Below are 14,051 nucleotides of genomic sequence, written 5' to 3' on the forward strand. Positions count from 1 at the left end.
CCTTGCTCTGATGGTTCTGCATAGGTAAAGAATTTTCGAACCTAGGGTAATTTCAAGTTGGCCTGTGGATGACCGACTATATACATCAACCTCCGCTTGGGGCCGTTCGCGTTTTTGCCGTTGCTGCCCGCTTTGGAAACTTTAAACGGGCCGCCGCCGAATTAGGCGTGACGCCAACGGCTGTCAGTTCGCAGGTGAAATCGCTTGAGGCCCATCTGGGCTGCTCATTGTTTGATCGTAACGCTCAATCGGTGACGTTGAATGAAGCCGGTCAGCAGTTCGCGGAAGCCTGCGATACAGTCTTTGCGCGGCTGGACAAGGCCGTGCAGGACGTGCGCCAGACCGCCAATCGAACGTCGATCACGGTTGGGGTGGGTGCGCTGATTGGCTCGCAATGGTTGTCGAGGCGGCTCTTCAGTTTTTGGCAAAGATTTCCAGAGACCGGGCTACACCTGCAATACAGCCCCGGCGGAGTGGAATTCTCGGACGGGTTGACAGATATGATGCTGGCATGGGGCGACGGGCGTTGGCCTGGGTTGGTATCTGAGGCACTGCTCCGGTTCCGCACCTCGCCGGTTGTCGCTCCGACAATGCTGGCGGGAAAGTCGCCTCCGGCCGAGCCTGCAGACCTGTTGAATCTGCCGCTGCTGCACTGGAAGGATCAGTTCGACTGGTTGGAATGGTTCGAGGCGAATGGCGTTGAAACCGGTGGTCACCTTCCGGGAGTCGTTATTGACGATTCCAGTGTGTTGCTCAGGGCAGTTTTGTCGGGGCAGGGCGTATCACTCGGGCTTTTGCCGCTGATCGAGGGCGAGTTGCATTCTGGGCAACTGATCCGACCGTTTGCCAGCGATTTCAAACCGTCAAGGTCGTACCACCTTGTCTATCCGAAAGGTGCCTTGGATCAGCCGCAGCTAAAGGCTTTCAGGGATTGGATCGTCGAAGAAGCAGGTCTGCCACGTTGAGCCATCGCAATTTTTGCTGAGGTGCGAACCGGGTTGTTCGCTTTCCCAACCGGCTCAGGCAGCAACTTTGGGGCAAGGATGCGACCGCAAGAACTTTTGGATTTTGGTTGGGGGTTTTGGTAGCGGAGGAGGGACTTGAACCCCCGACACGCGGATTATGATTCCGCTGCTCTAACCAACTGAGCTACTCCGCCATGAGTGAGAGGCGATTTAAGCGAGGGGCCCGAGAGGGTCAAGGGGGAAAACAACTACAAAGCAGGATTATTTTCATCCTTCGCTCAGACCGTCTTGGTCGCGGAATTGGGGGGGCTTCCTGCGTGCTCGGCCATTCTGCGAATGAAGGCGGCGCACGCGTCAGGTGCGGTGATGGGGATCATATGCCCCAGGCCCTCGATCTTTTCGTTGCTCAGTCCGAACCGGGTCATCGGGTCACCATTGGCCGAGGGTGATAGGATCGCGTCCTGCGCGCCATACAGGATACCCCCGTGCACCGAGAGGTCGCCGTAGCGGGCAACCTGTGCGGCAATGCTGACGTCCACTCCGACAACATCCTGAGATGCCGTAATGAAGGCCGAGGGGCGCAGGCCCAGGGCTCCGCCTGCGCGGTCCAGAAAGTCTTCGGGCGGTTGTTCCGGGTCAAACACAGCGCTCAGTGCATGTGGGGCGGTTTTGGCTGAAATTGGCACGGCAATCGTGTTTCCAATAAAGCCACGCAGCCACTCGGTGCGGATTTCCAGCGGTTTGAACACCTGAGGGGTCTCTGGCAGCTTTTGGGTCAGCGGTGCCAGCAGGGCGAGCGCTTTTGTCTTCCCGGGGTGATCCAGCGCCATGGCCAAGGATACGGCCCCGCCAAGCGAATGGCCGACCAGAACGGCATTTGTAATGCCTTTGGTATCCAAAAACTCCTGAATCATGCGCGCCTGCGCGGGCAATTGACCCAAATCGGCGGCATCGCGTGTGGAATAGCCGCATCCGGGCCGATCAACCGCGATCACGTGATAGTCGTCGGCCAATAGGTCCATAATGGCATAGGTGAAATGCTGCAGCTGTCCCGCGAGCCCGTGGATCATGACGATGGACTGATTGGACGGATCACCCTTTTCGACATAGTGGATGCTGCCGCCCTGAACGGGGACAATCTGGCCAAGCTTTGGGACACGATCCAACCCCTGTCGGGTCAGTCGTCGGGTCCACAGGTTCATGCCGACAAAGAAGCCGGCAATCAGCAGGACGATAACGAGGAAAGTGGTCATTTCATCAAGCTCCGCCTGAAGGTGGGACCGGAAGATAGTGCTCCAACCCGGATTGCGCCATACGCTTTTCATACTCGGAAACGGTGCCGGGCCAAAGCGTCGTATTTCGTCCTTGCGCGTCCTGATACCACGACGTGCACCCGCCAACCTGCCATACACTGTTCAGGTGTCGGTCCTTCATTTCCTGTTCGAACGCAGCCTGTTTCTCTGGCCTTGGCGTTATGGCCTGCACCCCGTCTCGCTGCATCTGATCCAGAACCCGGCCGATATGGCGAACCTGCGCCTCGATCATCAGAACGACCGAGTTGTGGCCAAGCCCGGTATGCGGCCCAAGCAAGATGAAGAAATTTGGAAAACCCGCAATGGCAGTACCCAGATGCGCCTGCATCCCTTCCGACCATGCCTGCCTCAGGGTCAGGTCGTTTGACCCTGTGATGTCCAGATTCTCGATAATATCAGTGACGTGAAAGCCTGTGCCCCAGACCAGAACATCGGCCTGCGTGCGGGTGCCATCGGCCAAGATAACCTCATCGCCCTCAATCGATGCCACGCCCTGCGGGATCAAAGAAACGTTGTCCCGCGCCAACGCTGGATACCAATCGTTCGAGCTGAGGATGCGTTTGCAGCCGATCTGGTAGTCTGGGGTCAGTTGTGCGCGCAATTCCGGGTCGGCGATCGCGTTTTCCAGCGATCGCCGCCACATCTTCATGGCAAAGCGCACCATTCTCGGCTCGCCTCGGAAAACGCGATGGCGGAATTCGAACGTCATGTAGATCAGTTTGCGGCGTATCCGGGGCAGCAGCGGGATGCGATGATAGAGTCGGCGCAGCCAGGGTGCGATGGGACCATCGGGCCGGGGCAGGACATAGGGGGCACTTCGCTGAAAGACAGTGACATGGGCGGCGGTTTTGGCGATCTCCGGAACAAACTGGACCGCAGACGCGCCCGTCCCGACGACAGCGACCCGTTTCCCCGACAATGAAACCGAGTGGTCCCACTCGGCAGAGTGAAAGCGCGGCCCCGGAAAGCTGTCAGCGCCCGGAATGTTCGGAATGCTGAGCACGTGCAGGGCCCCTATTGCCGAGACCAGAAATCGCGCAGACCAACGCTGCCCATCTTCGGTGACGACTTGCCATCGTTCACCATCCCAGCGGGCGGCTTTCAGTTTCTGGCCAAAATGGCAGAGATCATAAAGGCCCTCGTCACGGCATATCTTTTGGAGGTAGGCCTGAATCTCTGCGCCTCCGGCATAGGCGCGGCTCCAATCCGGGTTCAGATGCGTGGCCATGGAATAAAGGTGCGAGGGGATATCGCAGGCGACGCCGGGATAGGTGTTTTCGCGCCATGTCCCACCGATATCGTCGGCTTTTTCAAGGATCGCGATGTCGCGGATGCCGCGTTCGCGCGCTTCGATTGCCATCGTCAGCCCGGAAAAGCCCGCGCCGACGATCAGCATGTCAGTGTGATGCTCCATGCGACCGTCCCTCCCAAAACGACCGTTGGCTTGGGCCAGACTATAGGTGCGGAGGGTGGTGTGAACAGCCTCTCGTAAGGTCAGGTGCTGTTCACCGTTCTATCAGCCGCGCAGGATTTCCCCTTTCGGATCAAAGGGCGGCTCGTGCAGGATGGTCGCTTTGTGTGGCCGTCCCAGCACCATCACTTCGACCGCATCGCCGGGTTTGGCACCTGCCACGTAGCCAAGTGCCAGCGACATGCCGACCGAATAGCCATAAGCGCCCGAGGTTACGCGACCGATCCCCTGACCATCTTTGAAGATCGGCTCGCCACCAGTTGCGTCAGCGTTTGAAGCAGCGGTATCGCCTTCGTCCAGATGCAAAAGGACAAGCTGTTCGCGGGCAGGGTTGGCTAGGACCGCTTCGGCTGCTTCTTTGTTCAGGAAATCTTTGCCGAACTTGCACAAGCGATCCAATCCAACCTCATGCGGCCAGTATTCCGGGCTGTATTCGCGGCTCCACGAGCCATAGCCTTTTTCAACGCGCAGGGACATCAGCGCGCGGCTGCCCACCGAACCGGCACCAAACTCGCGACCCGCTTGGACCAAAGCGTCATACAGGCGCGCCTGATCCTCGGTCGCGCAATGCACCTCCCAGCCCAGATCGCCCGTGAACGAGACGCGCAGGGCCAGCACCTCAATCCCGGCCAGTTCGATTTTGGCCGAACGCATGAATGGGAAATCTTCGGTGGCGAGCGAGGTGTTGGTCAGACGCTGCAGGATCTCGCGCGATTTGGGGCCAGCGATGTTGAACCCGCACACTGCTTCGGTACGGCTTTCAAACGTCGTGCCTTCGGGCAGGGGAATCTGTTTGAAGAACCGCTTGTGATAACGCTCGGCCATGCCCGAGCCGATGATCCAGAATTCGTCCTCGGCCACACGGGTCACGGTAAAGTCCCCGGCAATGCCCCCGCGTTTCGAGATCAGAGGCGTTAGACAAGATCGCCCAACCGCCTTGGGCATGGTGTTGGCAAACACGGCGTTTAGCCACTCTTCGGCCCGCGGACCCTTGCAGACGTATTTCGCGAAGTTTGAGATATCGATGATACCCGCACGTTCGCGCAGCATGCGGCATTCGTCACCCACTGGCCCCCACCAATTCTGGCGCGTAAAGCCATTGGTGTCGGTGGCACCTGGCGTGTCCGCGAACCACAAAGGGTGCTCCCACCCCGCGTTCAGGCCGAAAACGGCGCCCATCGTGGCCTGCGTCTGATAGATCGGGCGCGTCCGCGCGGGGCGTCCGGCGCTGCGTTCTTCGTTTGGGAAGTGGATGGCGAACCGGTGGGCATACTGATCCTGCACGCGGGCCATGGTGAATTCCTTGGTCGCCCAGCTGTCGAAGCGGGCCATGTCCCACGCGAACATATCGTACTGCGTCTCACCTTCGATGATCCACTGCGCCGCCATCAGGCCCATGCCGCCGGATTGTGAGAAGCCGGGGATGATGCCGTTGCAGCAGAAATACCCATCAACCTCGGGCACCGGGCCCATCAGAACGTTGGAGTCTGGGGACCAAATCATCGGGCCGTTGATAACGCGCTTGATCCCTGCCTCACCCACGGCGGGCAGGCGTTCGATGGCGTTCATCATGTTCTCTTCGATCCGCTCCAGATCGTCGGGGAACAGATCATGCGCAAAGTCCAGAGGCGTGCCTTCTTCGGCCCAGAACTTCATTTCTTTTTCATAGGCTCCAACCAGCAGTCCTTGGCCTTCCTGACGCAGGTAGTACTCGCCATCGCGATCACTGACCGAGGGCAGGCGGGTGCCGTGTGCTTCGACATCGGCTATGGTTTCAGTGACAAAATACTGGTGTTCGGTCGGCTGCAGGGGCAATTCGATGCCGGCCAGCTTGGCCACCTCGCGCCCCCACAGGCCTGCGGCGTTCACGACCCAAGGGGTGCGGATTTCACCTTTGGGCGTCCGTACGATCCAGGTGCCGTCCTTTTGCTGGTCCGTCGCGGTGACCGGGGTGAACCGATAGATCTGGGCCCCGCGCTGCCGAGCGCCCACCGCATAGGCATTGGTCACACCCGAAGGGTCCACGTTGCCGCCATCGGGTTCGTACATCACGCAGCGAATGCCGTCATAATTGACCAGCGGGTTCAGGCGCTGCGCCTCTTCGATGCTGATCTCATAGAAATTCATGCCATAGAGCTTGGCCTTGGCGGCCTGCAGCTTCAGCTGATGCTCACGCTCTTCCGTCTGGGCCAGATACAGTGATCCGGGTTGGAACACGCCACAGCTTTGGCCCGTTTCGGCCTCAAGCTCTTTGTACAGGTTCATCGTATAGTGCTGGATGCGGCTGATATTGGTGCTGTCATGCAGCCCGTGGATGTTCGCTGCCGCATGCCAGGTCGAGCCTGACGTCAGCTCATCCCGTTCCAGCAACACCACATCCGACCATCCCAGTTTGGTCAAATGATAGAGGATCGAACACCCGATCACCCCGCCGCCAATCACCACTGCCTGTGCATTCGTTTTCATGAGCCTGCCGTATCAAAGTTGGTCCCGCGGTCATGTGCCCCTATCGCGGCGTCACCGACAACGGACATAAATTTCATGTTGGGTTGAGCGGTTTTAATCCGAGGCTAATCTCAGAATTCCAGCTTATGCGCCCGACCATACGCGACCAGTCGTTGGTTCAGTGCATCCGCCTCAGGCGCGCCGGATTCCAGTGCGAAAACAAAGGCATGGGTCAGGTAGAAGCAAGCCGCATCGATATCTTGCGCCGCTTCACGCTCGTCCGCGGCCATAGTGTAAAAACGGATCAGATCGGCAGGATCGTTTCGATCATGCGCGTCCAGCAAAAGGCGATCCAGTTCCTGTTTGTTCATGGGCGTCCACTTGCACCGGGAAATCGGCCTGCCATAACATAGCAGGCCGATCCAAAAGGGTTACTCCGCGCGGCCGTTTTCGACCTGCGTCGCGACCCAATGGTGGAAGTTATGCGTCGGTCCGTCCATCGCGGGCGAGAATCGTCCGCCATCAAACAGCATCCCGTGACGACCCTTCTGCATGCCTTCGACCACAAAGACGTCTTCTTCGAAAACGGTCTTCCACAGCTGAGCGTTTGACGCTCGCAGCCCGTCGTGTTGCGGCGTGTCTTCCACGCTTTTCGCGTAATAGAGCTCAATGTGTTCGACAGTGTTTTCCTGATCTACGGGTTCTAACACAATTGCAAAGGCATGGTCCCGCTGAACACCCAACAGAACGTTCGGGTAAACCGCAATGTACTCCGCGCCTTCGTTCCACTTGTCGCTGAGACCGTCAAAATCTGGAAAGGTCGCGCCGTCCTGATCCGTCAGCTGGCGATAAACCAGCGTGCCCTGACCAGAGTAGTGGCCCCGCGCTTCGATGTTGTAGTGATCTTCCAGCCGGGAATAGCTGTTCAGGCCGGGATGCACCCAAGGCAGGTGGTAACTTTCGCAGTAGTTCTCGACCGCCAGTTTCCAGTTGGTTTTGACTTCAAGCTTGAATGAGGACGTCTCACCGCCATGAAAGACGGGTTGTTCAAACTCTTTCCAGCGTTCCAGCAAGGCACCGTGGACCTCTTCAAACTCGGGCGCGCTGCCGTCGACATTCACAAAGATCACGTCGCGCCAGACATACGAGCGCACGCGTACAAGGCCCAGATCCTCACGTTTGACGTCATCGTGCTTGTTCTGACCCGGACCGCCGACGTGCGGGGTTGCGCGCAGTTCACCTTTCAGGCTGTAGCACCAGCTGTGGTACGGGCAGCGGATCGCGCCGCCGATCTTGCGCGGCGTGTCCACCAGAATCATCCCGCGGTGACGGCAGGTGTTCTGGAAAACCCCGACCTCGCCATCCTTGTCGCGAACGATCAGCAGGGGCATTCCCAGAAAGTCGACCGGCTTTGCATCACCTTCTTCCGGGACGTCCTTGCCAAATCCGATCCCGGACCAGTTGGCATAAAGCACAGAGCGTTTTTCCTCGCCGAAAACAGCCGGGTCGATATAGTGTTCATTAGGCAGGCCGTTCGCGACGTTTACATCGGCCAGAACGGAAGACAGCGCGCTATGCTTGTTCATCGGGCTCTCCTGAGGTTTTGCTGGATGCGTCCTGTTCCTTTTGGCGGATCGTATCTTAATGCCTCAATATCAGAAAAGCTCATCGGTGGGTGATCTCACCTAAACTGAACCTTCTTGAACCTCCTGAATGATCCAGTTTTTCAGGGCGCGGGCGCTGTCCGACAGTTCGTCATCGGGGCGACCCACCAGATAGAACTGGTTTGGCGCCGCCAGTTGGTGAGATCCGATTGGAACCAGTTTGCCCGATTGCAGCATCGGTTGGATCAGTCGTTGCCATCCCAACGCCAGACCTGCGCCTTTGCGGGCAAGCTGTAACGCAACCGAGTAGCTGTTTACGCGGGATTCAATCGGAACCGTTCCTTCATACCCAAGCTGCTGAAACCAGTCCGGCCAGGTCGTCCAGCTTCGGTCTTCGGAGTCCAGGTGGATCAACCGCTCACGCGTCAAGTCCTCCAAATCGGCATCCGCTAGCCGGTCGGCCAATTCTGGGCTGCCGACAGGGACCAGGTGATCTCGAAACAATGGCGTGTGCGATAGGTTGGGATCGCTATCCCTGCCATAGCGAATGAAAAAGTCGACGTCCGGTCGATCCCGGAAAGGGCGGTCCTGTGAAAGCTGATCGACATTGACCTCAGGCATCTCGCGCCAGAACCGAATGACGGCCGGCGAGAGCCACAGCGCCGCCACCGCTGTGGTCGAGCCCACGGTCACCTTTCCCGCCGTGGACCGGTCGCGGATCATGCTGAGCGTTTTCGAGATGCGGCCAAAGGACGTAGACAATGCCTCGTACAGCGCTTTGCCGTCCTCGGTCAGATCGACGCCGCGATGCTTGCGCTGAAACAGGGGTGTATCCAAATCGCCTTCAAGCGCTTTGATCTGATGGCTGACTGCACCCGGCGTGACGGACAGTTCTACGGCAGCGTTTTTGAAGCTGAGGTGGCGAGCTGCAGCCTCAAAGGCGGACAGAGTTGTGAGCGGCGGCAGGTTATAGTGACGTCTGGACATTTCAGCAGGTAAGTTTTTGTCGGCTTTGGTTTAGTTTTGATCAACTTAGTTTTAATTTTTTTGAAGGTGAAAGCCAGAGCCGGTCACGAGATTTGGTGTTTTTTTGCTTCACGTTTGCCGTCGATGTCGTATTTTTCGTCAATACGTCGGTTCTGGCCGAATTTAGTTCTGCCCGTCGCTGTAGTCGTTTTGACCAACAATTATTGCGTTTGGCAGGGTTTTTGGGCGAAAATGCCCGACGCCGCAAGGTGCTTCCGCCGAAATCGACGCACCAACTGACCGCCGGGACAGGCCGAAAGGGAAAGTGATGGAGGCGCGAAACGTATCCCCGGTTGGTTTGCGTATGTATCACCTGAGATTTCCCTGTGTTGAATTCATTGCAACTCAGGATGAGCCGAACCATCGCCTGACACGACAGCAAGGGCGCAACGCAAATACTTTAGGACTGCAGATTTAGGGCCTTTGGCGATGGATTGATCGTCTGCGCCCGGATTAACGGGCCGACTGCATAGGCACCGAGACAACTACAATAAGAACGCGACACCACGGAGGAGAAACATGTCGATACCCGAACCTTTTACGGACGTTGAAATAGAAACGGCCGATGACGGTTTCTATGAAAACTACAGCGTCCCAATCGCCCTGATAAGTAAAGGCATCATGGTGGCCCTTGTACTTTGGGCACTGGTCTTTCCGGCGAACGCTACCAGTACGCTGGGCACATTGAACGGCAAGTTGCTGGAAGTCTTTAACAGCTTCTACATCATCATTGTCGGCGCGTTTTTCTTTTTCCTGGCCATTGTCGCCATCCTTCCGGCCACTGGTCGCCGGATTATGGGAACGCCGGGTGAAAAACCTGAATTCTCGAACTTCTCGTGGTTCTCGATGATGTTTGGCGCCGGTCTGGGCGTTGGTCTGATGGTCTTTGCCACGGCTGAACCGCTGGGCCTGTGGGGGTCGAACCCTGTGGTTGTTTCCGGCGCGGTCGAAGGCAACACGCCTGAGGCTTTGCAGTCGGGGTATCGCTTCACCTTCCTGCACTATGGTTTCCATGCGTGGGCAATCTATGTCGTTACCGGCCTGTCGCTGGCTTATTACGCCTACACGCGCGGTATGCCACTGACCATTCGCTCGGCCCTGACCCCGCTGTTTGGTCGCCTGATGAACGGGTTCCTGGGTCACGTGGTTGACGTTCTGGGTGTTGTCGCAACGATCCTTGGTGTCTCGGTAACCATCGGTTACGGCGTCAGCCAGTTCATCGACGGTGTCTACGCGATCACCGGCATGGGTTGGGTCATGGATCTGGGTGGCGAAGTTCCGACCCCGAGCAAAGTGGGCCTGATCACCGGTCTGGTCGTCATCATGGGCCTGTCGATCATCTCGGCCGTGTCGGGTGTTGGCCGCGGCGTGAAATACCTGTCGAACCTGAACTTGGTTCTGTCGATCATCCTGCTGGGCACCTTCGTGGTCTTTGGTTCGTTCGTCTTTGCCATGACCACATACGGCACGGCGATGGTGGACTACATCCTGCACTTCCTGTCGCTGAGCTTTAATGCCTACGGTCCGCTTTCGGCCGAGGCGTTTGCGGCAGCCTTGCCAGCAGAGGCACAGGCGCATGCCAACGCTCTGATGGGCGGAGCAACCAACGCTTGGGGCAGCTTTGACGGCTTCAAGAGCGGTCTGGAAGGCGCGGCAGCGCAACTGGACGAGGCAACCCTGACTGCAGCCTATGCTGCCGGTGAGCAGGGTCGTCAGTTCGGATGGCAGGCAGGTTGGACCACGTTCTACTGGGCCTGGTGGATCGCCTTCTCGCCCTTCGTCGGTTTGTTCCTGGCGCGCATCTCCAAAGGGCGTTCGGTGCGTGAGTTCATTCTGGGCTGTGTATTCGCACCGGCACTGGTGTGCTTTGCCTGGATGACCATCTTGGGCGGAACCGCAATTGATCTGGAACTGGCAGGCGCTGCCGAGGGTGCGATCATCGGTGCGTCGAACACCAACAAGCTGTTCACGACATTGTCCTACATGATCGATGGCGGGCTTCTGTCCATGCTGAACATCATGTGCGTGATCCTAATCATGACCTTCCTGGTCACCTCGGCGGACTCGGGCATTCTGGTGATGAACACCATCATGTCCGGCGGCAGCCAGGAAACCGGTATCAAGCACCGCATCATCTGGGGTGTGATCCTGACGGCTGTGATCGGCGCTCTGATCTTGGCGGCAGGGGACAACAACCCGATGGACGCACTTCGCAATGCGATGATAATCGGCGCGCTGCCCTTTACCATGGTGATGGGTCTGATGTGCGTGTCGCTGGCCAAGGCGCTTTACCGCGATAGCCTGCGGGACAAGCATTCTGCTGAAACTCAGGCGGCTGAATAAGGTCTGAGTTCCAATAAAGCTAACGCGCCGCCCCGACCGGGGCGGCGTTTTTCGTTCCGGGACGGTGTCGCTTCTTGCAAGCAGATATCGCAATCAGTGAGGTGAGCCGCCGCCGAATCCGCCAGTCTGAGTGCAAGATTGGAGGATTGCCCCGTGAACATTCGCACCACGACACGCGCTGGCGGACGCTCTGCCCGCAGAGCAATGCGCACCGCCCCGAACTTTGAAATGCTGCCTGGCCTGACGCGCGGTATCCCTCTTTGCGAGGTGATGGACGGTAGCCAGGTTGAACGCATCGATAATGCTTCGATGGATATTCTTGAGAATGTCGGCGTTCAGTTCCGCGACCCCATCGCCCTAGAAGACTGGAAGAGGGTCGGTGCCAAAGTCGAAGGTGAGTTGGTTTACCTAGATCGCGGACTCGTGCGCGAACTGATCGCCACCATTCCAAGCGATTTTACCTATCACGCGCGGGATCCGAAAAAGAACGTGCGGTTGGGTGGCAAGCACTCGATCTTTGTGCCGATGACCGGCGCGCCGTTCCTGCGCGATCTGGACGACGTCCGCCGCAACCCGACGCTGGACGATCTGGCGATGTTCCACAAGCTGAGTCACATGATGCCCGCGTTGCACAGCTCGGCGCATCATATCGTGGAACCCTACGATCACCCGATCAGCCAGCGGCATCTGCGGATCACGTATTCCTCGATGAAGAATTCGGACAAGACGTTCATGGGCATGACCACTAGCCCCAAGAACGCCGAGGATGTGATGGAGATGTGCGCCATTCTCTTCGGAGAAGAGTTCCTTGAGGACCACCCCGTCACCACAGGCAACTGCAACGGCAACTCACCGCTGGTATGGGACGAAACCATGCTGGGCGCGATGCGCGCGTTCTGCCGCCGCAAGCAGCCTGTTCTGTGCTCGCCGTTTGTATTGGGCGGGGCAAATACCCCGGCATCCGTTCCGGCCACCGTTGCCCAGCTGAATGCCGAAGCGCTGAGCGCACTGGCCTACACGCAGGTGATCCGCAAGGGTGCGCCTGCGATCTACGGTCACTACCTGTCGACCGTTTCCATGAAGTCCGGTGCGCCGATGGCGGGGACGCCCGAGATCAGCTTGATGAACTTTATGATCGGCCAGATGGCGCGGCACTACGATGTGCCGTGGCGCACCTCGAACACGTTGGGCGGGGCCAAGACGTTTGATGCGCAGGCCGGCTATGAGTCCGCGACCACGTTGCAGGCGGTTGTTCATGCAGGGGCTAACTACATTTGGCATAGCGCGGGCTGGAACGAGGCCGGGATGCACTGCTCTGTCGCCAAGTTCATCGTCGATGCCGAACAATGCGCGATGGCCTACCGCATGGCTGAAGGCCCCAAGTGGCACGATTTCGACCAGGCCATCGCGGCGGTCCCCGATGTTGGCCCCGGCGGACATTACCTTGGCCACCCCCATACGCAGGACAACTTCCAAAGCGCCTTTTTCATGCCGGAACTGTTCGACAACAACTCGATCGAGCAATGGCAGGCTGAGGGCAGCGTCGAAATCACCGAACGCGCGCTCAACCGCGCCCGTACGTTGTTGGCCGAGTATCAAGAACCCAAGCTTGATGAGGCCAAAAACGAAGCCTTGTTGGACTACATCGCCCGGCGCGAACGAGAAATCCCTGCGGCTGATGAGCTGAACCAAAGCTACTAGGCTAATTTTCCCCGAAACTCACCCGCCCGGACCATAGGGCGGGTTTTTTCCTTTCAAGAACGCCACGGAAATCAAACAGTGAAAATCGCCGAAATTCACATCTATAGCCACGATCTGCCAGTCAAAAACGGGCCCTACACGATGGCCAACGCCGAGGTCTGGGCGCTGGATACCACGCTGGTCAAACTGGTTGCCGACAATGGCCTGATCGGTTGGGGCGAGACCTGCCCGGTCGGCCCAACTTATGCCGAGGCGCATGCAACCGGAGCCCGCGCCGCGTTGGCATTGATGGCCGAAGGTTTGGTCGGCGCCGAAGTCTCTGTGCTTGGTCTGCACCGTCAGATGGACAGCCTGCTGAACGGCCACAACTATGCCAAAGCGGCCATCGACATCGCCGCGCATGATTTGCTTGGTAAACAATTTGGGGTCAGCGTGTCGGACCTGCTTGGCGGCGCTGCGGTGGACAAAGTGCCGTCTTACTATGCGACCGGTGTGGGCGCACCGGACGACATCGCGCGTCTGGCGGTGGACAAGTTGGCCGAGGGTTATCCGCGCCTGCAAATCAAGGTCGGGGGCCGGCCGGTCGAGCTGGACATCGAAACCATCCGAAAGGTCTGGGAGGCAATCGGCGGGTCCGGTATGCGCCTGGCCGTGGATGGGAACCGAGGCTGGACAACCCGCGATGCCTTGCGCGTCAGCCGGGAATGCCCGGATATTCCTTTCGTAATGGAGCAACCCTGTAACACGATCGAAGACCTGCAGAAAATCCGCCCACAGGTGAGCCATCCGATCTACATGGATGAAAACAGTACCAGCCTGAACACGGTCATAACGGCGGCGGGCACCGGTCTGGTGGACGGGTTCGGCATGAAAGTCACCCGGATCGGAGGCCTCCAGCCCATGCGCGCCTTCCGGGACGTATGCGAAGCGCGCAATCTGCCCCATACCTGTGATGACAGCTGGGGCGGTGACATCATCGCAGCGGCTTGCACGCATATCGGCGCGACCGTGCGGCCTGAACTGTTGGAAGGTGTGTGGCTGGCCGCGCCCTACATCGACGGCCACTATGATCCCGAAAACGGAATCCGCATCGAGGCTGGGCATATCAACGTGCCAACCGGTCCGGGTCTGGGCGTTGTGCCGGACGAGACCCGCTTTGGCGCGCCTGTGGCATCGTTCTGAG

Annotated in this window: 10 protein-coding genes and 1 tRNA gene; 4 read left to right on the top strand and 7 right to left on the bottom strand. The window is 58.5% G+C overall.

Going from position 1 to position 14,051, the window contains the following annotated elements; genetic code table 11:
- The first annotated feature begins 68 nt into the window (after window positions 1-68).
- Window positions 69-965 carry a LysR substrate-binding domain-containing protein gene (locus tag GOV53_RS17680; protein ID WP_170468837.1) on the top strand — a complete coding sequence of 299 codons (897 nt, stop codon included), beginning with the start codon at window positions 69-71 and terminating at the stop codon, window positions 963-965.
- Window positions 966-1,082: 117 nt separating this feature from the next.
- Here GOV53_RS17680 and GOV53_RS17685 read toward each other — a convergent pair.
- The 7 genes from GOV53_RS17685 to GOV53_RS17715 all read right to left on the bottom strand — a co-directional run bounded on the left by GOV53_RS17685 (window position 1,083) and on the right by GOV53_RS17715 (window position 8,785).
- Window positions 1,083-1,159 (bottom strand) — tRNA-Met (locus tag GOV53_RS17685).
- An 84-nt stretch (window positions 1,160-1,243) separates the two neighbouring features.
- Complete coding sequence (locus GOV53_RS17690; protein WP_170468839.1) at window positions 1,244-2,218, bottom strand: alpha/beta fold hydrolase; 975 nt, start codon at window positions 2,216-2,218, stop codon at window positions 1,244-1,246.
- A 4-nt stretch (window positions 2,219-2,222) separates the two neighbouring features.
- Entirely contained in the window at window positions 2,223-3,692 is a 1,470-nt protein-coding gene (locus GOV53_RS17695) for a flavin-containing monooxygenase (RefSeq protein ID WP_170468843.1), read from the bottom strand.
- Between the two features lie 102 nt (window positions 3,693-3,794).
- The gene (locus GOV53_RS17700; protein ID WP_170468848.1) at window positions 3,795-6,215 is read right to left on the bottom strand and encodes a GcvT family protein; all 2,421 of its coding nucleotides are present in this window, start codon (window positions 6,213-6,215) and stop codon (window positions 3,795-3,797) included.
- A gap of 110 nt (window positions 6,216-6,325) precedes the next feature.
- On the bottom strand, window positions 6,326-6,565 hold the full coding sequence (locus GOV53_RS17705) for a hypothetical protein (RefSeq protein WP_170468851.1): 240 nt from the start codon (window positions 6,563-6,565) through the stop codon (window positions 6,326-6,328).
- Window positions 6,566-6,625: 60 nt separating this feature from the next.
- Window positions 6,626-7,780, bottom strand: coding sequence for an aromatic ring-hydroxylating oxygenase subunit alpha (locus GOV53_RS17710; protein ID WP_170468854.1), 1,155 nt, complete (start codon window positions 7,778-7,780; stop codon window positions 6,626-6,628).
- Window positions 7,781-7,879: 99 nt separating this feature from the next.
- On the bottom strand, window positions 7,880-8,785 hold the full coding sequence (locus tag GOV53_RS17715) for a LysR substrate-binding domain-containing protein (protein ID WP_170468857.1): 906 nt from the start codon (window positions 8,783-8,785) through the stop codon (window positions 7,880-7,882).
- A gap of 558 nt (window positions 8,786-9,343) precedes the next feature.
- On the opposite strand from GOV53_RS17715, the gene GOV53_RS17720 reads away from it, so the two are divergent.
- From GOV53_RS17720 to GOV53_RS17730, 3 genes are all read left to right on the top strand, one after another.
- Window positions 9,344-11,167 (top strand): BCCT family transporter, encoded by a 1,824-nt coding sequence (locus GOV53_RS17720; RefSeq protein WP_170468860.1) that lies wholly within the window; start codon window positions 9,344-9,346, stop codon window positions 11,165-11,167.
- Window positions 11,168-11,320: 153 nt separating this feature from the next.
- Window positions 11,321-12,868: a trimethylamine methyltransferase family protein gene (locus GOV53_RS17725; RefSeq protein WP_170468863.1), complete on the top strand. Its 1,548-nt coding sequence runs from the start codon at window positions 11,321-11,323 to the stop codon at window positions 12,866-12,868.
- A gap of 78 nt (window positions 12,869-12,946) precedes the next feature.
- Window positions 12,947-14,050: a mandelate racemase/muconate lactonizing enzyme family protein gene (locus tag GOV53_RS17730; RefSeq protein WP_170468866.1), complete on the top strand. Its 1,104-nt coding sequence runs from the start codon at window positions 12,947-12,949 to the stop codon at window positions 14,048-14,050.
- Window position 14,051: the final 1 nt, after the last annotated feature.

The sequence above is a fragment of the Ruegeria arenilitoris genome (genome assembly GCF_013035315.1).
GTDB classification, from domain to species: Bacteria; Pseudomonadota; Alphaproteobacteria; order Rhodobacterales; family Rhodobacteraceae; genus Ruegeria; species Ruegeria arenilitoris_D.

What these genes read in the sequence shown, in the direction of transcription:
- GOV53_RS17705 (WP_170468851.1), bottom strand. Translation starts at nt 6,565, where the DNA reads ATGAACAAACAGGAACTGGATCGCCTTTTGCTGGACGCGCATGATCGA.
- GOV53_RS17715 (WP_170468857.1), bottom strand. Translation starts at nt 8,785, where the DNA reads ATGTCCAGACGTCACTATAACCTGCCGCCGCTCACAACTCTGTCCGCC.
- GOV53_RS17710 (WP_170468854.1), bottom strand. Translation starts at nt 7,780, where the DNA reads ATGAACAAGCATAGCGCGCTGTCTTCCGTTCTGGCCGATGTAAACGTC.
- GOV53_RS17690 (WP_170468839.1), bottom strand. Translation starts at nt 2,218, where the DNA reads ATGACCACTTTCCTCGTTATCGTCCTGCTGATTGCCGGCTTCTTTGTC.
- GOV53_RS17695 (WP_170468843.1), bottom strand. Translation starts at nt 3,692, where the DNA reads ATGGAGCATCACACTGACATGCTGATCGTCGGCGCGGGCTTTTCCGGG.
- GOV53_RS17720 (WP_170468860.1), top strand. Translation starts at nt 9,344, where the DNA reads ATGTCGATACCCGAACCTTTTACGGACGTTGAAATAGAAACGGCCGAT.
- GOV53_RS17700 (WP_170468848.1), bottom strand. Translation starts at nt 6,215, where the DNA reads ATGAAAACGAATGCACAGGCAGTGGTGATTGGCGGCGGGGTGATCGGG.
- GOV53_RS17680 (WP_170468837.1), top strand. Translation starts at nt 69, where the DNA reads ATGACCGACTATATACATCAACCTCCGCTTGGGGCCGTTCGCGTTTTT.